We start from the raw sequence: 24,892 nt of genomic DNA, 5'->3' as shown, positions 1-24,892 counted from the left end.
GGGTTTGTCGCGCGCTTCCCCATTTTCGTAGCGGATCTGCCCCGGTCCCGACACGGGGGAGGGCCCCGCACGCCGTGGCGCACGGGGCCCTCCGGGTCGGTCACGCCCGCAAACCCGCTACGAGATCCCGGGTGGGCGCGACAAACCCGCTACGAAAATTGGTCAGCCCAGGGCGACGTCGTCGATCAGGAACGTCGTGTAGAGCGACTGGTCCTCCTGCCCCAGGAAGCGGAGGGTGACCGACTCCCCGGCGTAGTCCGACAGGTCCACGCTGCGCTGCACGTAGGAGGACGACGCGTCGAGGTTGGAGTAGGTCGCCAGGGTCGAGGTGCCCGACCCGGTGATCACCTGCACCTGCAGGGTGTCGTATGCCGTGGTGCCGGTGGTCTCGGCGGTCGCCACCTGCAGCCAGAACGACAGGGACGCACCGTCCGGGACGGTCACCTGCTGCGAGGCGTGGTCGGTGGAGCTGGAGCCGTAACCGTTCAGCCAGGCCTTCCCGGAGCCGGTCCGGGCGGCGGGTCCGCTGGTGCTGATCACGCCGCTCGTGGTGGTCCAGCCGGTGCTGCCGTCCTCGAAGCCACCGTTGACCACGCCACCGGGCTCCGGCTCGGGCTCCGGGTCGGGGTCACTGCCGCCACCCGAGCCGGTGAACAGCAGCAGGTTCGGCGAGCCGGTGCCGGGCGAGCCGACGACACCGCTGGTGGCGTTGCCGGTCAGGGCCGAGCCGACCTGGGCGGGCGAGGCGCCCGGGTTGTCCTCCAAGTAGAGGGCAGCGGCGCCGGCCACGTGCGGGGAGGCCATGGAGGTGCCGCTGATGGTGTTGGTGGCGCTGGATCCGGTGTGCCAGGCGGAGGTGATGTCACTGCCCGGCGCGAAGATGTCGACGCAGGTGCCCCAGTTGGAGAAGCTGGACCGGGCGTCGCTGCTCGTGGTCGACCCGACGGTGACCGCGGAGGCGGCGCGGGCAGGCGAGACGTTGCAGGCGTTCTGGTTCTCGTTGCCCGCGGCCACCACGACGGTGACGCCGTCGGCGACCATCCGGTCGACGGCCGAGTCGGTGGCCGAGGAGGCACCGCCGCCCAGGCTCATGTTGGCCACGGAGGCGCCGGAGGAGTTCGCGGCCACCCAGTCCATCCCGGCGATCACGCCGGAGTTGGTCCCGCTGCCGTCACACCCGAGCACCCGCACCGCGACCAGGGAGGTCTGCTTGGCGACACCGTAGGTGGTGCCGCCGACGGTGCCGGCGACGTGGGTGCCGTGCCCGTTGCAGTCCTCGGTGCCGCGGCCGTCGTTGATCGCGGTGTAGCCGGAGCTGACCCGGCCACCGAAGTCCTGGTGGCCCGACAGGATGCCGGTGTCGATGACGTAGCTCGTGACTCCCGAGCCGGTCGCGTCGTAGCTGTAGACGCCGTTGAGGGGCAGGTTGCGCTGGTCGATCCGGTCCAACCCCCAGGTGGCGTTCTGCTGGTCCTCGGAGATGCGGACCACCGCGTCCTGCTCCACCAACGCCACGGCCGGGTCGTTGCGGACCTGGTCGAGCTGCGCGGCGTCGAGGTCGGCGACATACCCACCGAGCTCGCTGAACTCGCGCTCCACCGAAATGCCCTGGGCCTTGGCCCGGTCCACCGCGCCCTGGACCGTGCTGGGGGCCATGGTGCCCTCGGCAGTGGTCTCCAGGAGCACGATGTAGCGGCCCTCGACCGCCTCGCCCTCGGCCTCGATCAGCGGCGCCTGCCGGTCCTTCTGGGTGGTCGCGACCTCGGGTACGGCGCCTCCGGACTCTGGTGCCGCGCCCGCAGCGGCGCCGGGGACGGCGAGCGCTGCGACGACGGCCAGTGACCCGAGCGCGGCGACCCGGCGGTGCATCGTTGACTGTTTCTGCACGGATACTCCTCGTTGAGCAGTAGTGGCACCCCGGGGGCGGGATGCCTGCATCAACACCGTCATCGATCGGCCGGGGAGGCGACAGGGCGACGGCCAAACCTTTACTGACTCACGGGTAACTTATGGCGGTCGGCTTGAGGCCGGCTGGTGGAGCGGTGGGCGTAGGCTGACGAACCATGTGCGGCAGGTACGCGGCGAGCGCCAACCCCGACGAGCTGATCGAGGAGTTCGAGGTCGAGCAGGACGCCACCTCCGAGCCGTCGCGGTCGGCACTGGTCAACCCGCAGGAGCCGCCGGCGGGGACCCCCGACTACAACATGGCCCCGGGCAAGCAGGCCCCCGTGGTGTTGACCCGGGCCCGCCGCGGGGACGACGGCCCCGGCACACCGGTGCGCCAGTTGCGACTGCTCAGCTGGGGCCTGGTGCCCTCCTGGGCCAAGGAGCCCAAGGTGGGCATGCGGATGATCAACGCACGGCTGGAGTCGGCGCTGGAGAAACCGGCGTTCAAGAAGGCCGCGCTGGCCCGTCGCGCGATCATCCCCGCCCAGGGCTGGTACGAGTGGCAGGCCTCCCCCGTCGCCACCGACGCCAAGGGCAAGCCGCGCAAGCAACCCTTCTTCCTGACCCGGGAGGACGGGGACGTGGTCGCCTTCGCGGGCCTCTACGAGTTCTGGCGGGACAAGGACGCCGCCGCCGAGGATCCCGCGGCCTGGCTCGTCAGCTTCACCATCCTGACGACCGAGGCCGAGCCGGGGCTGGACCGGATCCACGACCGGCAACCCGTCGTGCTGGACCGCGACCGCTGGTCGGACTGGCTCGACCCCGACCTCACCTCCGCCGACGACGTGCGCTCTCTGGCCGAGTCACCCGGGGCGGGCCGCTTCGTCACCTGGCCGGTGGGCACCGCCGTCAACGCCACGCGCAACAGCGGGTCACAGTTGCTGGACCCGCTGCCGGCGGAGTCCCTCACGGGGGTCCTGGACCCCGTGACCGGGGAGGTGCTCGGTGGCTGAGCCCGAGGTCCTGGAGCTTCCCACCTCCCAGGGGCCGGCGCGGGTCCACCGGTATGCCGTGTCCGGCAGCCCGCGCGGGTTGCTGTTGCTGGGTCACGGCGCGGGCGGCGGCGTGGGCGCCGCGGACCTGCAGATCCTCACCCGGATGGTCGGGCACGGGTGGGAGGTCGGGCTGGTCGAGCAGCCGTGGCGGGTCGCCGGCCGCAAGGTGGCCACCCCGCCGCCGCGGCTGGACGAGGCCTGGCGTGACCTGGTCCCGGGCTACCTGGCGGCGCACCCCGCGGACAGGCTCGTGGTGGGCGGCCGTAGTGCCGGTGCCCGGGTGGCCTGCCGCAACGCCCCCGGCGACCCGGCGGTCGGGCTGCCCCGGGCCGCGGCCGTGCTCTGCCTGGCCTTCCCCCTGCACCCGCCCGGCAGACCCGAGAAGTCCCGGGCGCCGGAGCTGCAGACCCCGCCAGCACACGACATACCGACGCTGGTCGTCCAGGGCCACAAGGACCCGTTCGGCTCACCCGAGGAGGTCCTCGACGCCCTGGGTGCGCAGCCCGGGCCGGTCACGGTGCACCCCGTGCCGGGCAACCACTCCCCGACCACCAGCCTGGTCGCCATGGCGGGGGCGGTCGCCACCTGGCTGGAGCAGCATGCGGACGGACTACCGTAGGACGCAGCCCACGCCCGACCGAGGAGACCAGATGCTGCTCCGCAAGATCGCCCGCCCCCTGCTCGCCAGCGCGTTCATCGCCCGCGGTGTCGACGCCCTGCAACAGCCGACGAGCCGGATCCCCGCCGCGGAGCGGTTCTCGGCCACGGTTGCCGAGCCGCTCGGCGCCCCCACCGACCCCGAGTTGCTGGTGCGCGTCAACGGGGCCGTCATGGCCGGGGCCGGGGCGCTGTTGGCCATGGGGCGCGCACCGCGGCTGGCGGGGGCCGCGCTGGCCGTGAGCCTGGTGCCCGGCACCCTGTTCGCCCACCGCTTCTGGCTGGAGGAGGACCCTGAGGCCAAGGCGGCGGAGAAGAAGGCGTTCTTCACCAACCTGGGGTTGCTGGGCGGCGTCCTGATCGCCTCGGCCGACACGGCGGGCGCCCCCGGCCTGGTGTGGCGCTCCCGCAACGCCGCCCGCATCGCGGGGTTGGAGGCCGAGCTGGCCGCCCGCAACGTGACGCGCGGCGTGTCCGACAAACTCCCGATCTGAGCGCCGTGACCACCTGGGCAGCCCCCTCGCCGGAGCATCCCGTCTACGGCACCGTCACGGTGCCCGGAAGCAAGTCCCTGACCAACCGCTACCTGGTGCTGGCCGCCCTGGCCGACGGCCCCAGCACCCTCGAGGCCCCGTTGGTCTCCCGCGACACCCTGCTGATGCTGCAGGCCGTCGAGGCGCTGGGGGTGCAGGTGGACCGCTCGCCGGACGACGCGCGCTGGACGCTGACCCCGCCCCAGACCCTGCGCGCGGGTGCCCGGATCGACTGTGGCCTCGCCGGCACCGTCATCAGGTTCGTCCCGCCCGTGGCGGCCCTGGCCGGGGGCTCCGTGGAGTTCGATGGGGACGAGGCGGCCCGGGTCCGGCCGGTCGGCCCGCTGCTGGAGGGGCTGGGCCAGCTCGGGGTCCGGGTCGAGGACGAGGGCCGGGGCACGTTGCCGTTCACCGTGCACGGGACGGGCGACGTGCGCGGCGGCGAGGTGCAGGTCGACGCCTCGGGCAGCTCCCAGTTCGTCAGCGGGCTGCTGCTCGCCGGGGCCCGGTATGCCGAGGGGCTGCTGGTGCGCCACATCGGCGGCCGGCTGCCAAGCGTCCCCCACATCGACATGACCCTGCAGGTGCTCCGCGAGGCCGGGGTGGGCGTGGCCCGGCTGAGCGACACCACCTGGGCGGTCGACCACGGCCCGGTCCGCCCCCTCGCGGTCCACGTCGAGCCGGACCTGTCGAGCGCCGCCCCGCTGCTCGCCGTCGCCGCCGTCACCGGCGGCGAGGTGACCCTGCGGCACTGGCCGGAGGAGACCACCCAGGCCGGCGCCGAGTTCCGCGCGATCCTGGAGCACTTCGGCGCACAGACGGAACTGACCGACCGCGGCCTCACCGTCCAGGGACCCGGCCGGTCGGGCCTGCGGGGCGTCGACCTCGACCTGCACGACGTGGGCGAGCTGACCCCCGTCGTCGCGGCGCTCGCCGCCCTCGCCCAGGGGCCGTCGGTGCTGCGCGGGGTCGCCCACCTGCGGGGGCACGAGACGGACCGGCTGGCGGCCCTGGAGACCGAGCTGGGCCGGGTCGGTTGCGGTGTGGAGCAGACTCCCGACGGGTTGCGGATCACCCCCCGGGAACTGCACCCGGCGGTGCTGGAGACCTACCACGACCACCGGATGGCCCAGGCCGCCGCCGTGCTCGGGCTGGGTGTCCCGGGCACCGAGGTGGCGGATATCGCGACCACGGAGAAGACCTTTCCGGGCTTCGCCGACGTCTGGACCGGTCTGGTGCTCGGGTGAGCCGATACGACCACTACGACGAGTCCGCGGTCCGGGTCCGCCCCAGCCGCCGCGGCTCCCGGCCCCGCACCAAGGAACGCCCCGCCCACGAGGACGCCGTCACCGGCCTGGTCACCGGGGTGGACCGGGGTCGCTTCACGGTCCGCTACGAGGACCGCGACGTGGTCGCGATGCGGGCCCGGGAGCTGGGCCGCAAGCAGATCGTCGTCGGCGACCGGGTCGCCATGGTGGGGGACGTATCCGGCAACCCGGACGCCCTCGCCAGGATCGTGCGGGTGCTGGAGCGCCGCTCGGTGCTGCGCCGCAGCGCCGATGACAGCGACCGGGTGGAGCGGGTCATCGTGGCCAACGCCGACCAGATGGTCGTCGTCACCGCGTTGGCCGACCCGGAGCCCCGTCCCCGGATGATCGACCGGTGCCTGGTGGCCGCCTACGACGCCGGGCTGGATCCCCTGCTCGTGCTGACCAAATCCGACCTGGCCGACCCCGCGGGCCTGCTGACGGCATACGAGTCCCTCGACGTGCCGTATGTCGTCACCTCCGTCGCCCCCGGGGCGGACGAGGGCGGTGGGGACGCGGCCGCGGCACAGGGCGTGGCCGAGGTGCGGGAGCACCTGGCCGGGCGGGTCAGTGTGCTCGTCGGCCACTCCGGGGTGGGCAAGTCGACGCTGGTGAACGCCCTGGTGCCGGAGGCGCTGCGGAGCACCGGGGTGGTGAACGCCGTGACCGGGCGGGGGCGGCACACCTCGACCAGCGCCGTCGCCCTCGAACTGCCGGGCGGCGGGTGGGTGGTCGACACCCCCGGCGTCCGCTCCTTCGGGCTGGGACACGTGGACCCGGCGACCTTCGTGGAGCACTTTCCCGACCTGTCCGAGGGCGCAGGGGCGTGCCCGCGCGGGTGCTCCCACGACGAGCCGGAGTGCGCGCTGGACGCGTGGGTCGCCGACGGCCGGGCCGGCCCCCACGGCGCGGCGCGGCTGGAGTCGCTGCGCCGCCTGCTGCGCAGCCGCACGGGTGAGTCCTCGCCCTGAGCCGCGTCCCGGCCAGGTAGGTTGCCAGGCGTGGCTACCTACGAGGACGACCTGCGCCTGGCCCACGTCCTGGCGGACGCGGTGGAGCGCGCCAGCCTGGACTCCTTCAACTCCCCCGACCTGCGCATCGAGGTGACCGAGGAGGGTGAGCTGGTCAGCGACGCGGACCGGCACACCGAGGAGTTGCTGCGCCACCAGCTCCAGCGCACCCGCCCCCGCGACGTCGTGCAGGGCGAGCAACTGCCCACGACCGGGCACGGCAACCGCCGCTGGGTGCTCGACGCGATCCACGGCACCGTGAACTACGTGCGCGGCGTGCCGGCCTGGGCCACCCTGATCGGCCTCCTGGTCGACGACTCCCCCGTGTTGGGGCTGGTGGCCGCGCCGTCGCTCTCCCGTCGGTGGTGGGCCGCCGTCGGGTCCGGGGCGTGGACCGGCAGGTCACTGAACCGGGCACGCCGCATCGAGGTGGCCGACACCTCCCGCCTGGAGCACGCCTCGGTGAGCTACTCGGATCTGTCTCCCTGGCTGGACTCCCCGCACCGCGAGGGCTTCCTGGACGTGGTGGACCGGGCCTGGCGGAGCCGGGCCTACGGCGAGTTCTGGTCTCACGTGCTGGTGGCCGAGGGTGCGGTCGACGTCGCGCTGGGCCCCGAGTTGGGCATCCACCAGATGACCGCGCTCGCCCCGATCGTGACGGAGGCCGGTGGGCGGTTCACCGATCTCGAGGGCACCGACGGGCCCTTCGGCGAGGGCGCGGTGAGCAGCAACGGCCTGCTGCATGAGGACCTGCTCCGTGCGCTCCGGGGGGCACCTGCGCCATAATGGGTCCGATGGCAACCCTGAACCGACGCTCCGTACTGGCGCTGGGCGGGCTCGCCGTGACCGGTCTGTTCGTCCCTCCTGCGGGCGCGACCACTGCCCCCGTGGGGCGCAAGCCTGCCCGGACCGGGCGGGCTGCCACCCTGACCGATCTGGAGCGCCACGACCAGGACAACCTGCTCGTGGTGGTGACCAAGGACCACCCCCTCGACCCGGTCGACTACGCCCCCGACGACCTGGTGGCCTGGCGCGATCCCCACTACGAGCTGCGCGCGGAGGTGGCCGACCACCTGTCCGACCTGTTTGACGCCGCGCAGCAGGAGGGCCACGGGCTGCGGGTGGTCAGCGGTTACCGGTCCTACCGGACGCAGCAGGAGACCTTCGACTACTGGGAGCGGACGGCCGGTCGCTCCCGGGCCGAGGCCGTCAGCGCCCGCCCGGGACACAGCGAGCACCAGACCGGCCTGGCCGTCGACCTCGACAACGACCGCGGCACCTGTTATCTGGACCAGTGCTTCGGCGACAGCCCGGAGGGACGCTGGGTCGCCGCGCACGGGCACCGGTTCGGGTTCGTGATCTCCTACCCCGACGGGGAGAAGGACCGCACCGGCTACGCCTACGAGCCGTGGCACGTGCGCTACGTCGGCCCGCGCGTGGCCACCGCGATGCACGACGAGGGGCACGTCCTGCTGGAGGACTACCTGGCCGCGCACGCCCTCCGTTCCACGCTGCAGCAGGGCTTCAGGCGCCCCGTCTGAGCGCTTCCCGTCCTCCGGTACGGACCTCGACCGGGCCCCGCCCGAGTTCCTCGATGGCCGCGCCGTGCGCCGAGGCGTCACCGACCGCGATGACGGTCCACTCACCGTGGATCTGGCTGTCCCACGCGGCCCCGGCCGTGGCGGCGTCCATCTCCCGCACCTGCGCCAGGGTGCGGGTAACGAAGTCGGTCGTCAGCCCGTCCATCGCCAACCCGATCGCCTCCCCGGCGAGCACGTCCGCTGTCGCGTAGCGCCCCGGCGCCGTCTGGGCGACGAAGTCGGCCGCCTCCCGCACCTCACGGTCGGTCAGGTCGCTGCCTCGCATGTCCAGCAGGGACAGCAGGGTGTCGAGCGCCGGCACCGTGGCATCGGCGCGCACCGACCCGCTGACCAGGAAGAGCCCGCCCCGAGACCGCGGTCGGAAACCCGCGTGCACCCCGTAGGTATAGCCCTTCTCCTCCCGCAGCACCCGGTCCAGGCGGGACTGGGGGGACCCACCCACGGCCAGTGCGAGCACCTGGTAGGCGCCCCAGCCATGGGGGTCGCGCCGGTCCGGGCCGGGGCAGCCCAGGTAGAGGTCGGTCTGCACCGAGCCCGGCCGATCCACCAGGACGATCCGGGCCGCGTCCTGCGCCCGTTCGTCGCGCCCGGCGCTCGCCCCGGCGGCCTCCCGCCCGCTGCCCGCCCAGCCCACCAGCGACCGCTCGAGCAGCCCCGGGAGGTCCACCCCGCTGAGGTCACCGGCCACGACGAGGTGCGACCGGTCGGGGTGCACCACCCGCCGATAGTGCTCACGCACGGACTGTGCGGTGACGGCGGCGACGGAGCGCAGGTTCCCCCCGGAGGGCCGGGAGGCCCGGCTCGTCGGGGTGAAGTACGTGGGCAGGAACTCCAGGGCGGCCCGGCTCCCGGGGTCAGCCAGGTCGTGCCGGATGTCGGCGAGCCGGTTGCGGACGTGCCGCTGGACCTCCTCCTCGGGGAACGTCGCCTCGGTCAGGCACTCGGTGAGCAGGTCCAGGGCGGGACCGAGGTTGCGCACGGCGACATCGAGGTCGACCAGGATCCCCCGCTCCCCCACGCCGGCGCCCAGGAAGACGCCCTTGCGCTCCAGCAGGCCGGCCATCTCCTCGGCGTCGTGCCGCGCGGTGCCCTCGTCCATCGTCCGGGAAAGGATCGTGGCCACGCCCTCCACCTCGGTGGGCTCCGTGGACAGGGGGGCGGGGATCCCGAGACGCACCGACACGACGTGCTGCCCGGGCAGGTCGAAGGCCTGCACCGAGAGCCCGTTGCTGAGCCGGAACGTGTCCGGGACAGGGAAGGTCCACGCCGACGGCGGCCGCACCTCCGGGCGCGGGGGCAGTCCGACGGGCTGGGGCAGGCTGCTCATCACGCGACTCCTTCGGTATGCCGTGCGGTCCCCTCCACGCCGTCCCGGTAGACGACGGCGGCACGGTGCTCCGGCTGCAGCCACTGATGGGCGGCGCGGCGGACGTCCTCGGCGGTCACCCGGGCGACGTCGTCCAGGAAGGTGTTCACGAAGTGGGGGTCGTCGTACAGGCTCAGGTAGTGGCTGATCAGGTCTGCCCGCTCGTCCATCCCGGCCAAGGCCTCCAGCCAGGACCGTTCGGTGTCGGCCAGGGAGGCCTCTAGCTCCAGCTCGGTCGGGCCGCTACGGCCGAACTCGACCAGCTCCTCGAGCACCGCCGCCTCGGCCTCGTCGACGTCCCGACCCTCGCTGACGTCGACGGCGATGAAGGCCAGTGAGGTGCCGTCGACCAGCCCCATGGCGGAGGCGGAGACGCCGGTGGCCAGGTCGTCGCGACGCACCAGCCGTCGGTGCAGCCGGCTGATTGCCAACCCGCCGAGGGCGTCGAGGGCCACCGAGCCCGCGATGTAGTCCGCGGTGTGACCCCTGCGGGAACCGGAACCCGAGGTAGACCCGGTCGTTGGGCACCTCTTGGACCCGGGTGACCCGGGCCGGGGAGGGCAGCGGTCCGAGCGGGGCCGTCAGTGGCTGGGGCGGCCGCCCGGACGCCGGGAGATCACCGAAGTAGCGCTGTGCGAGGGCGAAGCCCTCCTCGGGGTCCACGTCCCCGACCAGGGTCAGCACGGTGGTGTCCGGCCCGTAGTGCCGGTCGTAGAAGGCATGCACGGTCTCCAGCGACGCCGCGTCCAGGTCCTCCATCGACCCGATCGTCGGGTGGTGGTAAGGGTGGCCCTCCGGGAACACCAATCCGACCAGGTCGTTGACCGCGTTGCCATACGGCTGGTTGTCGTAGCGCTGGCGCTTTTCCTCCTTGACCACGTCCCGCTGGTTGTCCAGGTTGTCCTGGGTCAGCGCGGCGCGGAGCCGGCCGTGTCGGTCCGCCTCCAGCCACAGCGCCAGGTCGAGCGCACCCGTGGGGACGGTCTCGAAGTAGTTCGTCCGGTCGAACCACGTGGTGGCGTTGAGCCGGCCCCCGTGGGCCATCAGCGCGGCGAAGTGCTCCCCCTCGGCCACGTTCTCCGAGCCCTGGAACATCAGGTGCTCGAAGAGGTGCGCCAACCCGCTCTGCCCCGGCACCTCGTGCCGGGAGCCGACGTCGACCCACAGGTTCACCGTGACGGCCGGCACGGACCGGTCCTGACTGACGACCACCCGCAGCCCGTTGTCGAGCGTGCGGGTGGCGATCGGGTAGTCCAACGGCATCCACCCACTGTAGGGGCGGGTAGCCGTCACGCTGAATTCAGCCCGGGGGCGGGCTGGAGACCTTCCGGACGTCCACCGCACGCCCCGCCTGCTGCATCGCCAGTCGACCGAACGTCTGCTGCTCGGTGACGGTCCGCTCGGAGCGGCCGCGACCGATGAAGCTGACTGCCCAGTGCAGCAGGGTGGTGATCCGGGACTTGAAGCCGATGATGTAGACGAGGTGCACGGCCAACCACATCAGCCACGCCAGGAACCCGGTCAGCTTGAGGCTGCCGACCTCGGCGATCGCCCGGAACCGGGAGATGGTGGCCATGCTGCCCTTGTCCTTGTAGCGGAACGGGGCGCCGGTCGGCTCACCCTTCAGCCCGCGCCTGATCTCCTTGACGGAGTGCCGGGCTCCCTGGATCGCGACCTGGGCGACCCCGGGCAACCCGTCGAGGGTGACCATGTCACCGACGACGTGCACCTCGGGGTGTCCTGGCAGGGTCAGGTCCGGCTGCGCCGGGATCCGGCCGGCCCGGTCGACCTCGACCCCGACCTGGTCGGCGAGCTGCTTGGCCAGGGGGCTGGCGGCGACCCCGGCGGCCCACACCTTGGTGAGGGCCTCGATCCGGGTCCGGTTGCCGTCGGCGTCCTCGGTCTCCAGTCCGGTCCCGTCGACGTTCACCACCTTGGCGCCCAACCGCACGTCGATCCCGAGCTTCTCCAACGACTCCCGCGTCTTGCGCTGGAGCTTCTCGTCGAAGCTGCCCAGCAGCGCGGGCGCGGCGTCCAGCAGGATCACGTGGGAGTCGGTGGGGTCGATGTGGCGGAAGTCGTGCCGGAGCGTCCGCTTGGACAATTCGACCAGCTGGCCGGCCATCTCCACACCCGTCGGGCCGGCACCGACCACGACGAAGGTGGTGAACCGCTTGACGTCCTCGGTGCGGCCCTCCGCCGCGGCCTGCTCGGCCAGCTCGAAGGCGCCGAAGATCCGGCCGCGCAGCTCCAGCGCGTCGTCGATGCTCTTCATCCCCGGGGCATACTCGGCGAACTCGTCGCGGCCGAACCAGGACTGGTTGGCACCCGCGGCCACGATCAGGTGGTCGTAGGAGTGCGTGTGCTCGGTCCCGAGGGTTTCCGCACTCACTGTTCGGGAGGCCAGGTCGATCCCCGTGACGTCCCCAAGGATGACCTCGACGTTGTCCTGCCGGGCCAGCACCTCGCGGGTGGACGGCGCGATCTCGCCCTGGGACATGATGCCGGTCGCCACCTGGTAGAGCAGCGGCTGGAACAGGTGGTGAGTGGTCTTGGCGATGAGGGCGACGTCGACATCGGCCCGCTTCAGGGCACGCGCGGCGAAGAGACCGCCGAAGCCGGAGCCGATGATGACCACCCGTGGGCGGGCGGTGGTCTGTGCAGTCATGGTTGCCTCCTCCATCGGGTTCAACGATGACGCAGCCCCGGGTATGTCGTGATGTGCGCCACGCGGTGAGGCCCTCTCCCGGGAGAACGGTGCGGCTTTCCCCCGTGGGAACGAGGAAGGCCCGGACCGTGTGGTCCGGGCCTTCCTCATCTGACGCGTTTGGTAGCGGGGGCAGGATTTGAACCTGCGACCTCCGGGTTATGAGCCCGGCGAGCTACCGAGCTGCTCCACCCCGCGTCGGTGACACCACCATACGTCACCGTCGCGGGACGGACCAAATCCGCTACGGCTGCGAGGTCTGCTCCGCGTCGTCCTCGCCGCCGCCCATGTCCAGGTCGACCGAGCCGCCCGCGGGGGCTGCCTCGACGGCCCGGTTGATGGCGTCCTCCAGGCGGACCTGCGCCTCGGCATACGCCGCCCAGTCACCCTCGGCCATGGCCGCCTGACCGTCCTCGTAGGCCTGGCGGATGTCGGCGATCGCCTGGTCCAGCGCATCCTGGTCGGCCTCGACGGGCGGGGCCGGCTCGCCGTCCTCCGGGGCGTCCTCCTCGTCCTCGGGGGCATCCTCGCCGTCCTCCGGGGCGCCCTCGCCGTCCTCGGGGGTGCCGTCGATGGGTTCATCGGACCCGGTGCCCTCGTCGGCAGCGGTGGCACCGGAGTCCCCGCCGAACAGCTCGTCGAGCGCGCCGTCGAGAGTGTCGGACCACGCCAACTGGTCACCGAAGGCCACCACCACGAGCCGCTGGAGGGGGTAGGAGGACCCGCTGCGGGCCGAGACATACACCGGCTCCACGTAGAGCAGTCCGCCACCCACGGGCAGCGTCAGCAGGTTGCCGATGTGCACGTTCGAGCCCTGCTGCCGGTTGAGCGACAGGAACTGGGACAGCGTCTGGGTGAACGCCTCCGAGGTTTCGTTGGAGGACTCGATGTTGTTCTGGAACTGGCCGGGGCCCATCACGGTGGTGTCCCTGGGCAACTCCAGGACCCTGATCGTGCCGTAGTCCTCGCGCTTGGTCCCCTCCTCGCCGCCGGCGTCGGCGTCGACGGCCATGTAGCCCACGAGGTTCTGCCGTTCACCCTGGGGGATGAAGTTCGTGGTCAGCGAGAAGGTCGGCTCGTCCTGCCCGGGCATCGCGATGCTCAGGTAGTAGGGCGGCATCGGGACATCGAGGTCGCCCTCCACGCTCGGGTCCTCCGAGACGCCGCCAGAAGTCCTGGCCGCCGAAGAACGCCTCGGCCGTGTCCACGTGGTAGCGGGCCATGATGTCGCGCTGCACCTTGAAGAGGTCCTCGGGGTAGCGCAGGTGGCTCATCAGGTCGCTGTCGATCTCCGACATCGGCTGCACCGTGTTGTCGAAGGCCCCGGACCACGCCTTGAGTAGCGGGTCCTGCTCGTCCCAGGCGTAGAGCTGCACGGTGCCGTCGTAGGCGTCGACCGTGGCCTTGACCGAGTTCCGGATGTAGTTCACGTTGCCCGTCCCGATGGAGCGGATGTTGTCCGAGCCGGCCACCAGCGAGTCGGTGGTCACATCGCCCAGCTGCTCCATCTGGGAGTAGGGGTAGTTCGAGCTGACCGTGTAGCCGTCGACGATCCACAGGACGCGCCCGTCCACCACCGCCGGGTAGGGGTTGCCGTCCAGTCGCAGCCACGGCGCGACCCGCTCCACCCGCTCGCGGGGCTCGCGGTGGTCCAGCAGCCGGGACTCGCTGTTCACGTTGTCCGACAGCAGAATCTCCAGCTGACGGTACTTCAGCGCGTAGGCCATCTGGCGCGGGAACGAGCCGATCGCCACGCCACCGTTCCCGGAGTAGGTGTTTCGGGTCTCACCGGACTCGCTGGCGCTGTCCGGGTAGTCCAGCTCCCGGGGGGTCGAGCCCTCGGGAGCCCCGACGATCGAGTACGAGGGCGAGTACTCCCCGAAGTAGATGCGGGGCTCGAACTCCCCGAGCGGGCCGACCGGCGGGATGTTGCGCTGGTAGAAGATCGGCTCGCCGTCGGCCGACCGCTGGTTGCCGTAGGCCGCGACGAGACCGAAGCCGTGCGTGTAGACGGTGTGGTCGTTGACCCAGTTGCGCTGGGCGTCGGAGACGCCGCTCAGGTTCAGCTCGCGGACCGCCACGACGGTGTCCACGGTCTCACCGTCCACCTCGTAGCGGTCGACGTCGAGGGTGTCCGGGAACTGGTAGTAGTTACGCACGCCCTGCAGCTGACGGAACGTCGGAGACACGATGGAGGGGTCCACGATCCGGATCCCCGGGATGGTGTCCGCGTCGTTACGCAGCTGGCCGGAGGTCGCCTCGGTCTCCGCCTCGTAGGGGATGATCTCGGCGTCGTCCAACCCGTATGCCGTGAGTGTCGCGTCGATATTGCGCTGGATGTACGGCTCCTCCAGGAGCGCCTGGGAGGGCCGCACCCGCAGCGACTGGATCAGGGAGGGGTAGACCCCGCCGACCAGGACCGCCACGACCACCAGCCCGACCAGCCCGATGATCGGCAGCCGCCACGACTTGCTCCAGATGGTGGCGATGAACAGCCCGGCGCACAGCAGGGCGGCGATCGCCAGCACGCCCCGGGTGGGCAGCACCGCATGCACGTCGGTGTAGGCCATGCCGGTCATCCGGTCGTGCTCGGCGGTGACCAGCTCGTAGCGCTCCAGCCAGTACGCGACGGCGCGGACCAGGATCAGGGCCGCCAGCAGGATGGACAGGTGGATCCGGGCGGCCTTGGTGGTGCGCTCACCCGGCCCCTGCAGCTGGATGCCCCCGTAGATGTAGTGCGTCAGGACGGCGCCGAGCACCGCCAGGCCGAGCACCAGGGTGGCGAAGCTGACCAGCACCGAGAGCCAGGGCAGGGTGAACACGAAGAAGCCGATGTCCATGTTGAACTGCGGGTCGGTCATCACCGCGCCCTCGGCGTCCAGGAAGGGCTGCCGGTTCCACCACAGCAGGAAAACCTGCCACTGGGAAGCTGCCGCAGAGCCGGCGAACAGGCCCAGCACGACAGGGGCACCGACGAAGACCAGACGGCGCATCGGTTCCAGGGCCGCGCGGTAGCGGTCCAGGTTCTGCTGCTCAGGGCTCACCGGGGCATAGATGGGGCGCTGCCGGTAGGCCATGTGCAGGGCGCTCCAGATCACCACTGCGGTGATGCCCGCGGCGACCACGAAGAGGCCTGCCTGCGTCAGCAACCGGGTGGTCAGGACCGAGCGGTAGCCCAGCGAGTCGTACCAGAGGAAGTCGGTCCACAGCGTCGCGAGCCAGCCCACCAGGACGACGACGACCACGAGGACGAGGAGGGTCGGTCCGATCCGCCCCCCGCCGAAGATCCCGCCCCGAGCGGTGCGTACCCCGCCGGGTCGTCCTCCGCCGGGCCCGCTCCCGGGGCCCGCCGAGTCAGCGGCACCGTCTCCGTCCGACCGGCGCTGGCCGCCGGGGTCCGGTTCGTTGTCCTGGCTCACCGAAAATCCTGTTCCTCGCGTCTGACCAGCAGCCGCGACGGCGGCCGGACCTGGTTCGTATGGTTTCAGCCTACCTAGCGGTGGCTGACCCACTCGCACCCGGTGACACCATGGACCCGTGCCGACAGTGAACGAGCGTCCCGACAACGAGTCCGACCGACCCGAGGTTCCCGACCGCCCGGCCAGCTCCGTCGACCGCATGCTGGTGGATGCGGCCGCCGACACCGAGCGTCACGTCGCCCGCCTGGGGTGGGACCAGGCTCCGCGCATGTTCGCCCTGGTCCGGACCTCCCAACTGCTGGAGCGTGAGCCGTCGCTGCGCCCGCAGTTGGAGGAGGGCAGCCCGGAGGGGTTTACCGCGATCGAGCAGGAGGGGATGCTGCGCACCTCCAACCTGGAGTCCCTCCTGGGCCGGATCGCCTGGCCTCCGGAGGTGGACGGTGTCGCGCTCGCGGTGGAGCGGATCGTGGTGCCGCCGGAGGCCGAGCGCGACCTGCCCGAGGACCCTGTCGCCGCGACCGAGCGGCTCTCGGAGCATCCGGATCGCAAGGACGTGCGCCTAGTCGCCGCCGTCCTGCGCTCCGGGGAGTCGGTGTGCCTCCTGCGGCAGCGGGATCACGACAGCGACGACGCGGTGGCCCGGGGTCAGGACATCGCGCCCGGTCTCGTCCACGCGCTACGCGCCACGCTGCAGGAGTAGCTGCGGCCGACGTCCGGCACCACGACGTCCGGCTCAGCAACGCGGCAGATCCACGTCCTCACCCTGCCCGATCGCCTCGACGATCTCGCGGGCCTGCTCGAAGGTCTCGACCCGGATCACCTCGAGATCGCTCGGCTCGTTGCCCCGCACCTCGTCACAGTTGGCCGCGGGCGCCAGGAAGTACTCGGCCCCCCGGTCCTGCGAGCTGACCATCTTCTGCCGGATCCCGCTGATGCCCCCCACCGCGCCGGCGGAGTCGATCGTGCCGGTCCCGGCGAAGACGTGCCCGCCGGTGAGCTCGCCCTCGGTGAGCTTGTCGTAGACCGCGAGGGAAAACATCAGACCGGCGGACGGTCCCCCGACATTCCCCGCGTCGATGGTGACCTCGAACGGCAGGTCGTAGTCCGAGGCCAGGTAGACACCGATCACGGTGCGCAGCTCCAGGGTGCCGTCCTCCGCCTCGACCTCGTCCTCACCGGTGGGCACCGAGAGGGTCATCTCATCACCGTCCCGGACCAGCACGAACTCCACCTCCTCTCCCGGCTCGAACTCCTGGAGGGCGTCCCGGACCTCGGCCGGGTTCGCGATCGGTGCTCCCCCGACGGTGAGGATCTCGTCGTTGACCTCCAGCGCCTCGGCTGCCGGGGCGTCCACCATGATCTGGGCGACCTTGACCTGCTCGGGCACCTCGACCCCCGCGGCACGCACCCCGACGACGGCCGCGGAGTTCTGCGACTGGAGCATCAGCTCGGTGTTCTGCTCCTGGACCTGCTCTGCGGTCATCTCGGTGGGGTACACCAATTCCTCGTCCACGACGTCGGTGTCGGGGTCCAACTCGGCGAGCAGCCAGTCCCAGGCACTCACCGGGTAGCGGGGGCCGCCGTAGAGGGTGACCGTGGTGAAGTTGAGCTCGCCGTCCGTGGGATAGGTCTCGGCACCCTCGATGGTGATCGTGGGACGACCGTCGGTCTCCCCCAGCGTGTTGTAGATCGGCCCGGGGCGGTAGAACACCTTCGCGACGTCGACGAGATTCATGATCGCGATGCCTGCCACGAGCAGCACGCAGACCACCAGCGCAACCGCCATCCCGAGGGTCACCCGGGTGCCGCCGTTGCTCCCGCGTTCCGGGGCGGGGGCGCCGGACAGGTCGTATCCGCGGTAGTAGCCCTCCGCGCCCCCGTGGTCCTGCCCGCTCACAGACCCACCCACTGGGTGTCGCCGTCGGCGAAGGCCTGGCGCTTCCAGATCGGCACCGTTGCCTTCAGCTCCTCGATCAGGTCTCGGCACACCTCGAAGGCTGCCGGCCGGTGGTCGGCGGAGACGGCGCACACCACGGCGAGGTCGCCGACGGACAGGGTCCCGGTCCGGTGCTCCGCAGCCACCGCCCGGACGCCGTCGCGGGCCGCAGCCGCACGGACCAGGCGCTCCAGCTCGGCGCCCGCGTCGGGGTGGGCCGAGTAGTCCAGGGCCTGCACACCGTCGCGGCCACCGTCGTGGTCCCGGACGGTGCCGAGGAAGAGGACTACCGCACCGGCCTTCGCGTGGCCCACCTCGGCGAGCACCGCGTCCAGGGACAACGGGTCCGCCGAGACACGCGCGTGCGTCGTGACCTCGTCGGCACCGTGGGGGGTGGTCGTGGAGTCGTTCACCGCGTCATCATCCCCCATCGGTCTGCGAGCAGCCTGCTCAACCCCTACGTCGCCTGCGTCGCATCAGGGCCGCGGTGGCGGCCGCTGCGACCGCGGCGCTCGCCACGCCGGCGGCGGCACCCAGGGCGGCGGCGTCTCGCCGCTCCACCCGCCGGGCCATGACCGCGTGGTGCCCACGCACCCCCTCCAGCAACACGGTGAGCGCCGCCGCGTTGTCGTAGGCGGGGGCCCACCCGAGTGCGGCGAGCGCCTGCGGGTCGATCGCGAGGGGGTGGGACACGTAGGCCAGGTCCGAGGCGGGGAGCGGCAGGACACCCACCCGGTGCAGCCGGTCCGCGGCCGCGTCTGCCGCCGCCGCGGCCAGCTCGACGCTGCGCAGGCCGGAGATCTCCTGGACCTCCTCCTGGCTGAGGCTGCCCCACGAGCCCACGGTGACGACCGGGGGGCCGTCCGCGTGCAGCACCGTGACCAGCGCCCTGCCCAGGTCCTCGACGTGACAGAACTGCCACGTCGGCCGGCGATCCCGGAGCACCAGCAGGCGGGGTGCCTCGAAGTGGCGCGTGATGATGGTGTCGACGGAGGGCCCCACCAGGGCCGCGGGCCGGACGACCGTCAGGCGCAGGCCCGGGTGGACGGTGCGGGCCGTCTCCAGGATCTCCTCGACCGCGAGGAGGTCGGCCACCACCCCCTCGGTGTCCTGGGCTCGCAGGGGACTGTCGTCGGGCATCGGCACCGGGTTGTCGGGCCGTGCGCCGTAGATCATGGCCGAGGTGATCACGACCAGGTGTCCCACGCCTGCTGCCGCGGCGGCGGTGGTGAGGGTCTGCGCCTCCCGGACCAGACGGGCACGGCGGGTGGCCGCCGGCTGGGCCAGGGACCGGACCAGATCAGCGTCGTTGGCCACGTGCACCAGGGCGTCCACGTCGTGCAGGGCCTCCACGACCTGCGGGGAGGTGATGTCCGCCATCCTCCAGTCCACGTCCGCGGAGATCCCGGTGCGCTGGTCCAGGCCCACCACGACGTCCCCGGACGCGGCGATCTCCCGGGTCAGGGTCGCGGCGAAGGTCGAGGAGGCCCTGGTGACAGCAACCCGCAGCGAGGCGGGGCTACGCCGAGAGCGAACCGGCGCTCCTGGGGAACTCACGGCCACCTCCTCGTGGTTGTCATGGTGAAGACTCATCCTGTCAGGCCCCCACCGCGGGCCCACGGCAGACCATCCGGGAAGGACTCATCGTGGCCGACCAGCAACCGCCCCCCGACGACGACCAGCGACCGGACGGGCAGGAACCCCACGAGCCGGCGCGGGGCGAGCCTGCGTCCGGTGACCCGTTCGCCGCCCTGTTCGGGGGGCAGCTCCCGCCGGAGCTCCAGGAGGCGATGAAGTCCTTCGGCCTGGACGCCGCGGACCCGGGGATGATGCAGATGATCCAGTCCCAGGTGCAGGCCATGATGGCAGCCGACGACGGTGGGGCGATGAACCAGCAGGTGGCCACCGATGCCGCGCGCCGGATGGTGGCCGAGGCGGGCGACCACGTCGTGGGGTCGGCGACCGGGCGCGACGTCGAGCAGGTGGTTCAGGTGGCCAACCTCTGGCTAGACCAGGTCACCGAGCTCAACCCGCCGGAGGGCGGCGCCCGGGCGCTCAGCCGGGCCGAGTGGGTCGAGGAGACCATGCCGGTATGGCGCAGGGTCACCGAGCCGGTGGCCGCGGGCGTGGGGGCGGCGATCACCAGCACCATGCAGGACCAGATGCGGGCCCTCGGCGAGGAGACACCCGAAGGTGGACTCCCGGAGATCCCCGGGCTGCCACCGGGCATGAACCCGGCAGCGATGCTGGGCCAGATCCAGCCCATGATGCGCAAGATGAGCAGCGCCATGTTCGGCGCCCAGGTGGGCCAGGCGGTCGGCACGCTCGCGGGCGAGACCGTGAGCGGCACCGAGGTCGGGCTGCCCCTGCTGTCCGGGGAGGTCGTGGCGATCCTGCCGGCCAATGTCGCAGCGTTCGCCGAGGGGCTCTCCGTGGACGCCGGGGAGGTCCACCTGTACCTCGCGGTCCGGGAGGCGGCCCGGGTGCGGCTGTTTGCCGGCGTCCCCTGGTTGGGCCCCCAGTTGCTCACCGCCGTCGAGGACTACGCCCGCGACATCTCGATCAACACCGAGGGCATCGAGGAGACGTTGCGCTCGGTCAACCCACAGGACCCGCAGGCCATGCAGGAGGCGCTGGCCGATCAGCTCTTCACGCCCGAGCCGAGCCCGGCACAGGAGGCCGCGCTGGCACGGTTGGAGACCTACCTCGCCCTCGTCGAGGGGTGGGTGGACCTGGTCTGCGAACGGGCCGTCGCCGCTCACCTGCCCCACGCCGACGCCCTCGCCGAGGCGGTCCGGCGCCGCCGGGCCACCGGGGGACCCGCGGAGAAGGTGTTCGCCTCGCTGGTCGGGCTGGAGCTGCGTCCGCGTCGGTTGCGGGACGCCGCGAATCTCTGGGCCGCGCTGGAGTCCGCGCACGGACAGGCCGAGCGGGACCGGGCCTGGGCACACCCCGACGTGGCCCCAACCGCCGCCGATCTCGATGACCCCCTCGGCTTCGTCGAGCGGCACGGGGGCGCGCAGGGAGCCTCGGGTGGGGACGACATGGACGCCGAGCTGGACCGGCTGCTCCGCGGCGACGGACCCGACGGGCCTGCCTGACCGACGATTGCTCCCCCGCGTGTGGCCCCGGCGAGTCGGCTACTCGTCCTGGGCACCCTCGGGGACGACACCGTCGCCCTCGGCCGCGACGTCGTCCTCGTCCAGACCCCCCGTCTGACTGCCCCGCGCCCAACTGACGCCGTGCAGGAAGGCGGTCGCCTCGGCATACCGGGGGTAGCGGCGCACCAGCGCCTGGAAACCGCGTCCGTGGTCCGGCACGACCAGGTGCGCCAACTCGTGCACCAGCACCGCGTCGACCACCCATCCGGGCATGCCCTCCAACTGGCTGGACAGGCGAATCCGCCCGGTGTCCGGGCTGCAGGAACCCCACCGGGACCGCTGGTTGGTCACCCAACGCACCTCGGTGGGCACGGCGCGACCGTCCAGGTGCTGGCGGGAGAGACGCATCGCACGCGGCATCAGGTCCTCCGCCTGGAGGCGCTTGCGCTGGTGCCCCTTGCGGAGCTTGTCCACCAGAGCCGTGACGTGACGCTCCTCCTGGGCGCTGCTCAGCCCGGCCGGCATCAACACCACGATGCGGTCGCCCTCCACCCGGGCGGTCACGGTGCGCTTGCGCCGTGCGCTGCGTCGGATCTCGACCCGCTCGGGCGGGGCGTCCAGGGGGCCGCTCACCGGTCCCGCTCCGCTGCGTCACGACTCCTCACGTCCATGGACAGACCGTAGACGCTCCCGCCGACATGGCCGATCCCGCACTCCTGAGCACGACGACACGCCGGGCCGGGTTCGTCACACAACCACGGCATGCACGCACGATCCGGTTAGTGTGAAGGGCAAGACAGGGCCAGACGGCCCCTCGAGATCGGACACCCGTCCGAGCGAAGAAGGAGAGTGACATGGCCGAGACCGGCGAGACCTACAAGGGCGAGTTCTACTGCGTGAAGTGCAAGGAGAAGCGCGAGGCAGAGGGCAACGTCGTCGAGACCAACGGTCGGCGGATGGCCAAGGGCAAGTGCCCCGTCTGCGGCACCAACCTGAACCGCATCCTGGGCAAGGCCGCCAGCGCCTGACCTGCACCACGACCTGACGCGGGGCGGGACCGACACCACTGTCGGTCCCGCCCCGCGTCGTGGTGTACGGCCCGTGTGGTCGCGGCCCTGTGGATCCTGCGCGACGGGGCGGCGGCGACCTGCCACGCTGTGGAGCGTGTCGACACCGTTGCGCCTGCACCCCGACGCCTTGCCCGCGCGCCGGGCGCCGGGCGTGGTGCAGTTCGGGCTCTGGCCGGGGCCCGGTTGCGTCCTCAGCGGGCTCACCGAGGACGAGGCGGACCTGCTCCTGACCCTGCGGGCACTGCGCGCCGAGGAGGCCCTGCCCGACCTGGCCCGCCGTCACGGCGTGGCGCCGGACCGGGCCCGTGACCTGGTGGCGCTGCTGCGTCGACACGGCCTGCTCTCCCCCGCGCCGGCAGGATCCGGCGACGGGACCGCCGCACTCCGGGGCCGTGAGGTGTGTGTGCTGGGCCGGGGTCCGCTCCCGGAGCGGGTCCGCGAGGAGTTGGTGCGCTGCGGGGTCGGCGAGGTCGGGGCGCTCTGGCGCGAGGACGCCCCAGCCGAGCTCGTCGTCCTCGTGGCCCGCGGCGCCGTGTCACCGCAGGAGGCCCCCCTGTGGTGGGCCCGTCGCCTGCCGCACCTGCCGATGGTCGCCCATGCCGGCCGGGTCGTCATCGGCCCCCTGGTCAGCCCCCCGCGGGAACCACCGGCCGACCCGAGCGCCGGTCCGTGCCTGCACTGCCTGGACCTGCACCGCCGGGACCGCGACGAGGCGTGGCCGCGTCTCCTCGCCCAGGTCGCCCCGTCGGCTACCGACCTCGCCGACCCGGTCGGCGCCGACCCTGCGTTGTGCGCGTCGGCCGCAGCGGTCTGCGCGATGGTGGTCCGCGACCACCTCTCGGGGCGGCAGGTCTCCCCTGGCACCACGTGGGAGGTGAGCCTGCCCCGCGGTGCCGTCACCATGCGCCAGTGGGCATCGCACCCCGGCTGCCCCTGCCAGTCGAGGCGGACCGCCTAAGGAGTGCGCCCAGATTAGGCTGAGATCCTGTCGGTCCCACGGCCACAGGGAGGAGGGCATCATGACCGAGGAGCCCGCTCCCTTCGCCCGGTCCGGGGCGGGCCGTGCCTTACGACTGGCCCGGTTGCCCCTGGGCGTCGCGGGCCGAGCCGCCGTCGGGTTGGGCAGGCGACTCGGTGGGGCGCCGGGGGACGCCGTCAGCGCCGAGCTGCGTCAGCGGACCGCAGAGGAGGTGTTCGCGGCACTCGGGGAGCTGAAGGGTGGGGCGATGAAAGTCGGCCAGGCCCTATCGGTGTTCGAGGCGGCCGTCCCGGAGGACCTGGCCGGGCCCTACCGTCAGGCCCTGGTCCGCCTGCAGGACCAGGCGCCGCCGGTCCCGTCGGGCGAGCTGACCGAGGTCGTGGAGGAGTCCCTGGGCCCGTCCTGGCGCGACCGGTTCCGCGAGTTCGACGACACCGCTGCCGCGGCCGCGTCCATCGGGCAGGTGCACCGCGGGGTCTGGGAGGACGGCACCCCCGTCGCTGTGAAGATCCAGTACCCCGGCGCGGATGAGGCACTCCGCTCCGACCTGCGCCAACTGGGCCGGATCAGTCGGATGATCGGTCCCCTCCTGCCGGGCATGGACCTGTCGCCGGTGATCACCGAGCTGCAGGAGCGGATGTCCGAGGAGCTGGACTACCGGCGGGAGGCCTGGTCCCAGGACGCCTTCGCCCAGGCGTATGCCGACGATCCGGACGTGGTGGTCCCCCGGGTCCTGGCATCGGGTCCGAGGGTCGTGGTCAGCGAGTGGCTCGAGGGTGCACCCCTGAACCGGCTCATTCGGGACGGCGACCGGGCAGGGTTGGAGCAGGTGGCCGAGCGCTACATCCGGTTCCTGTTGGGAGCTCCGAGCCGGGTGGGGCTCTTGCACGCCGATCCGCACCCGGGCAACTTCCGGCTGACCCCGGACGGACGGCTGGGCGTGGTCGACTTCGGCGCCGTCGACCGGTTGCCCGACGGACTGCCGATCGAGATGGGGCAGCTGCTGACGGTGGCGCTGCGGGAGGACGCCGACACCCTGTTGGACGGGCTGCGCGACCAGGGCTTCGTGCGGGACACGGTGGACATCGATCCTGCAGAGCTGCTGGCCTTTCTCGAGCCGTTCGTCGCACCGTGCCGGGTGGATGAGTTCCCGTTCACCCGGGACTGGCTGCAATCGGTGACCGCCGACATCAACGACCCGCGCGGCACCGCCTTCCGGGTGTCGCTGCGGCTGAACCTTCCCCCGCAGTACCTCTTGATCCACCGGGTGTGGCTGGGCGGCACCGCGGTGCTCTGCCAGATGGGCGTGGACGTGCGCACCCGTGCCGTGGTCGACCGGTTCCTCCCGGGGATCGAGCTCCCTCCCCTGGCCGAGAGTGCGGCCCCGGACACGAACTGAGGCGGTGCCATCTGGTGGCACCGCCTCAGTCGGTGTGTGCTCGTCCCGCTGGTGCGGGTGACCGGTCGGGTCCGGTCACGGGTGACCGCCACGGGCGGGTCACCGGCCGCGGCGGGACCGGCTGCGCCGGGCCGACCAGGACTGGTCGGTCAGGTCGCGACCCGGGCGGTTGCTGTGCTCGTGGTGCAGCAGCTGCATCCGCTCCAGGTGCCGGGCGCGAGCGAGCTCCTGGTCAAGGGACTGGAACATGACGCCCTCCTTCGGGGTGTGGGGAAACGATGGGTGGACCGGGCTGCCAGGTCAGGCAGCCACGGGGTTCTTGCGGGGTCGGCCGCGGGGCCGCTTGCGCGGGACCACGGTGCCCTGGAGCACCAGCTGGCCTCCCCAGACGCCCCACGGCTCGGAGCGGTCCAGGGCCCCCGCGAGGCACTGCTGGCGCAGCGGGCAGTCGCCGCACAGCGACTTGGCCAGCTCGACGTCCTCGGGGAGCTCGGCGAACCACAGGTCGGCCGGGTGCTGCCGGCAGGGCAGCGCCGGGTCGTCCGCCAGCACGGCGGAGTCCCAGGTGCTCGGTGCGCTGTCCCAGGCTGGTGGGGCGTCGACGACGCCTGCGTGGCTAGACACGCTGTTCCTTTCCTCGCGGGTGTGCTGGGTGCTGGTACGGCGGCCCTGGCTCGGCCACCGATCGTGATCGGTCATGGCGGTCCTCCTGAAGATTTCGGGGGAGGATCCGGGCCGAGCTGTACGCACTGGCACAAACGAAAGGCCGCGGATCCTCAGATGGGGTTCCGCGGCCGGCGAGGAGTGGTAGTCGGTGCTACCTCACCTGGACAGCAGGGAACGCCGCATCTGCGGCAGGGGCGGG

General features: G+C 72.2%; 24 protein-coding genes, 1 tRNA gene and 2 pseudogenes. 12 read left to right on the top strand and 15 right to left on the bottom strand.

The features are described from left to right. Nucleotides 1–162: 162 nt before the first annotated feature. The gene (locus AC1QRC_RS07255; protein ID WP_484206105.1) at nucleotides 163–1,887 is read right to left on the bottom strand and encodes a S8 family peptidase; all 1,725 of its coding nucleotides are present in this window, start codon (nucleotides 1,885–1,887) and stop codon (nucleotides 163–165) included. A gap of 176 nt (nucleotides 1,888–2,063) precedes the next feature. Between AC1QRC_RS07255 and AC1QRC_RS07250 the strand changes: the two genes are divergently transcribed. Genes AC1QRC_RS07250 through AC1QRC_RS07220 form a run of 7 tightly spaced genes read left to right on the top strand, consistent with a single transcriptional unit; the run spans nucleotide 2,064 to nucleotide 7,990 of the window. Continuing rightward, on the top strand, nucleotides 2,064–2,900 hold the full coding sequence (locus AC1QRC_RS07250) for an SOS response-associated peptidase (protein WP_484206104.1): 837 nt from the start codon (nucleotides 2,064–2,066) through the stop codon (nucleotides 2,898–2,900). Further along, complete coding sequence (locus AC1QRC_RS07245; RefSeq protein ID WP_484206103.1) at nucleotides 2,893–3,561, top strand: alpha/beta hydrolase family protein; 669 nt, start codon at nucleotides 2,893–2,895, stop codon at nucleotides 3,559–3,561. Before AC1QRC_RS07250 ends, AC1QRC_RS07245 begins: the two co-directional genes overlap by 8 nt. A gap of 31 nt (nucleotides 3,562–3,592) precedes the next feature. After that, the gene (locus AC1QRC_RS07240; protein ID WP_484206102.1) at nucleotides 3,593–4,093 is read left to right on the top strand and encodes a DoxX family protein; all 501 of its coding nucleotides are present in this window, start codon (nucleotides 3,593–3,595) and stop codon (nucleotides 4,091–4,093) included. A gap of 5 nt (nucleotides 4,094–4,098) precedes the next feature. Next, nucleotides 4,099–5,379: a 3-phosphoshikimate 1-carboxyvinyltransferase gene (gene aroA, locus AC1QRC_RS07235; protein ID WP_484206101.1), complete on the top strand. Its 1,281-nt coding sequence runs from the start codon at nucleotides 4,099–4,101 to the stop codon at nucleotides 5,377–5,379. Next, on the top strand, nucleotides 5,376–6,410 hold the full coding sequence (gene rsgA, locus AC1QRC_RS07230) for a ribosome small subunit-dependent GTPase A (protein WP_484206100.1): 1,035 nt from the start codon (nucleotides 5,376–5,378) through the stop codon (nucleotides 6,408–6,410). The genes aroA and rsgA overlap by 4 nt, the downstream gene beginning before the upstream one ends. 30 nt (nucleotides 6,411–6,440) lie before the next feature. Continuing rightward, nucleotides 6,441–7,235 (top strand): inositol monophosphatase family protein, encoded by a 795-nt coding sequence (locus tag AC1QRC_RS07225; protein WP_484206099.1) that lies wholly within the window; start codon nucleotides 6,441–6,443, stop codon nucleotides 7,233–7,235. Between the two features lie 8 nt (nucleotides 7,236–7,243). Further along, on the top strand, nucleotides 7,244–7,990 hold the full coding sequence (locus AC1QRC_RS07220; RefSeq protein WP_484206098.1) for a D-alanyl-D-alanine carboxypeptidase family protein: 747 nt from the start codon (nucleotides 7,244–7,246) through the stop codon (nucleotides 7,988–7,990). Here the strand turns inward: AC1QRC_RS07220 and AC1QRC_RS07215 are convergent. The 8 genes and pseudogenes from AC1QRC_RS07215 to AC1QRC_RS07180 form a co-directional block, all read right to left on the bottom strand. Continuing rightward, on the bottom strand, nucleotides 7,974–9,377 hold the full coding sequence (locus tag AC1QRC_RS07215) for a M16 family metallopeptidase (protein ID WP_484206097.1): 1,404 nt from the start codon (nucleotides 9,375–9,377) through the stop codon (nucleotides 7,974–7,976). The two genes, AC1QRC_RS07220 and AC1QRC_RS07215, sit on opposite strands and share 17 nt — an antisense overlap. Continuing rightward, a complete protein-coding gene (locus AC1QRC_RS07210) occupies nucleotides 9,377–9,691 on the bottom strand; it encodes a hypothetical protein (RefSeq protein ID WP_484206735.1) in 315 nt (104 codons plus the stop codon). The genes AC1QRC_RS07215 and AC1QRC_RS07210 overlap by 1 nt, the downstream gene beginning before the upstream one ends. Beyond that, nucleotides 9,692–9,871 (bottom strand): annotated as a pseudogene (locus AC1QRC_RS07205) (peptidase M16); the annotation flags it as partial. Nucleotides 9,872–9,959: 88 nt separating this feature from the next. Continuing rightward, nucleotides 9,960–10,679 (bottom strand): annotated as a pseudogene (locus tag AC1QRC_RS07200) (M16 family metallopeptidase); the annotation flags it as partial. A 37-nt stretch (nucleotides 10,680–10,716) separates the two neighbouring features. After that, nucleotides 10,717–12,084 carry an NAD(P)/FAD-dependent oxidoreductase gene (locus AC1QRC_RS07195; RefSeq protein WP_484206096.1) on the bottom strand — a complete coding sequence of 456 codons (1,368 nt, stop codon included), beginning with the start codon at nucleotides 12,082–12,084 and terminating at the stop codon, nucleotides 10,717–10,719. 160 nt (nucleotides 12,085–12,244) lie between these two features. Continuing rightward, nucleotides 12,245–12,321, bottom strand: a tRNA-Met gene (locus AC1QRC_RS07190). 46 nt (nucleotides 12,322–12,367) lie between these two features. Further along, nucleotides 12,368–13,267: a UPF0182 family protein gene (locus AC1QRC_RS07185; protein WP_484206095.1), complete on the bottom strand. Its 900-nt coding sequence runs from the start codon at nucleotides 13,265–13,267 to the stop codon at nucleotides 12,368–12,370. Beyond that, nucleotides 13,158–15,542, bottom strand: coding sequence for a UPF0182 family membrane protein (locus AC1QRC_RS07180; RefSeq protein WP_484206094.1), 2,385 nt, complete (start codon nucleotides 15,540–15,542; stop codon nucleotides 13,158–13,160). Before AC1QRC_RS07180 ends, AC1QRC_RS07185 begins: the two co-directional genes overlap by 110 nt. Nucleotides 15,543–15,741: 199 nt before the next feature. Here AC1QRC_RS07180 and AC1QRC_RS07175 point away from each other — a divergent pair, with 199 nt between their 5' ends. Next, nucleotides 15,742–16,242 carry a PPA1309 family protein gene (locus AC1QRC_RS07175; RefSeq protein ID WP_484206590.1) on the top strand — a complete coding sequence of 167 codons (501 nt, stop codon included), beginning with the start codon at nucleotides 15,742–15,744 and terminating at the stop codon, nucleotides 16,240–16,242. Nucleotides 16,243–16,275: 33 nt separating this feature from the next. Here AC1QRC_RS07175 and AC1QRC_RS07170 read toward each other — a convergent pair whose 3' ends face one another. From AC1QRC_RS07170 to AC1QRC_RS07160, 3 genes are read right to left on the bottom strand one after another with little or no spacing between them, the layout of a single operon-like run. Continuing rightward, nucleotides 16,276–17,439, bottom strand: a complete 1,164-nt coding sequence (locus AC1QRC_RS07170) for a YlbL family protein (RefSeq protein ID WP_484206093.1) — start codon at nucleotides 17,437–17,439, stop codon at nucleotides 16,276–16,278. Continuing rightward, nucleotides 17,436–17,891, bottom strand: coding sequence for a molybdenum cofactor biosynthesis protein MoaE (locus tag AC1QRC_RS07165; protein ID WP_484206092.1), 456 nt, complete (start codon nucleotides 17,889–17,891; stop codon nucleotides 17,436–17,438). Before AC1QRC_RS07165 ends, AC1QRC_RS07170 begins: the two co-directional genes overlap by 4 nt. A 37-nt stretch (nucleotides 17,892–17,928) precedes the next feature. Then, nucleotides 17,929–19,035, bottom strand: coding sequence for an NAD-dependent epimerase/dehydratase family protein (locus tag AC1QRC_RS07160; protein ID WP_484206091.1), 1,107 nt, complete (start codon nucleotides 19,033–19,035; stop codon nucleotides 17,929–17,931). Nucleotides 19,036–19,124: 89 nt separating this feature from the next. On the opposite strand from AC1QRC_RS07160, the gene AC1QRC_RS07155 reads away from it, so the two are divergent. Further along, the gene (locus tag AC1QRC_RS07155) at nucleotides 19,125–20,579 is read left to right on the top strand and encodes a zinc-dependent metalloprotease (protein WP_484206090.1); all 1,455 of its coding nucleotides are present in this window, start codon (nucleotides 19,125–19,127) and stop codon (nucleotides 20,577–20,579) included. A gap of 39 nt (nucleotides 20,580–20,618) precedes the next feature. Here the strand turns inward: AC1QRC_RS07155 and AC1QRC_RS07150 are convergent, their stop codons facing one another. Continuing rightward, nucleotides 20,619–21,212 (bottom strand): M48 metallopeptidase family protein, encoded by a 594-nt coding sequence (locus tag AC1QRC_RS07150; RefSeq protein ID WP_484206089.1) that lies wholly within the window; start codon nucleotides 21,210–21,212, stop codon nucleotides 20,619–20,621. A gap of 221 nt (nucleotides 21,213–21,433) precedes the next feature. Here AC1QRC_RS07150 and AC1QRC_RS07145 point away from each other — a divergent pair, with 221 nt between their 5' ends. The 3 genes from AC1QRC_RS07145 to AC1QRC_RS07135 all read left to right on the top strand — a co-directional run bounded on the left by AC1QRC_RS07145 (nucleotide 21,434) and on the right by AC1QRC_RS07135 (nucleotide 24,027). Beyond that, nucleotides 21,434–21,607: a DUF5679 domain-containing protein gene (locus AC1QRC_RS07145; RefSeq protein ID WP_141786504.1), complete on the top strand. Its 174-nt coding sequence runs from the start codon at nucleotides 21,434–21,436 to the stop codon at nucleotides 21,605–21,607. A 136-nt stretch (nucleotides 21,608–21,743) separates the two neighbouring features. Further along, nucleotides 21,744–22,607: a hypothetical protein gene (locus AC1QRC_RS07140; RefSeq protein WP_484206088.1), complete on the top strand. Its 864-nt coding sequence runs from the start codon at nucleotides 21,744–21,746 to the stop codon at nucleotides 22,605–22,607. A 124-nt stretch (nucleotides 22,608–22,731) separates the two neighbouring features. Beyond that, complete coding sequence (locus AC1QRC_RS07135) at nucleotides 22,732–24,027, top strand: ABC1 kinase family protein (RefSeq protein ID WP_484206087.1); 1,296 nt, start codon at nucleotides 22,732–22,734, stop codon at nucleotides 24,025–24,027. A 99-nt stretch (nucleotides 24,028–24,126) separates the two neighbouring features. Here the strand turns inward: AC1QRC_RS07135 and AC1QRC_RS07130 are convergent, their stop codons facing one another. Further along, a complete protein-coding gene (locus AC1QRC_RS07130) occupies nucleotides 24,127–24,276 on the bottom strand; it encodes a hypothetical protein (protein ID WP_484206086.1) in 150 nt (49 codons plus the stop codon). 51 nt (nucleotides 24,277–24,327) lie between these two features. After that, nucleotides 24,328–24,579, bottom strand: coding sequence for a WhiB family transcriptional regulator (locus AC1QRC_RS07125; protein ID WP_484206589.1), 252 nt, complete (start codon nucleotides 24,577–24,579; stop codon nucleotides 24,328–24,330). Nucleotides 24,580–24,892 lie beyond the last annotated feature (313 nt).

The organism is Ornithinicoccus sp. (assembly GCF_057176825.1).
The sequence above is the reverse complement of the archived record's forward strand: the minus strand, read 5'-3'. Positions and strand labels throughout refer to the sequence as shown.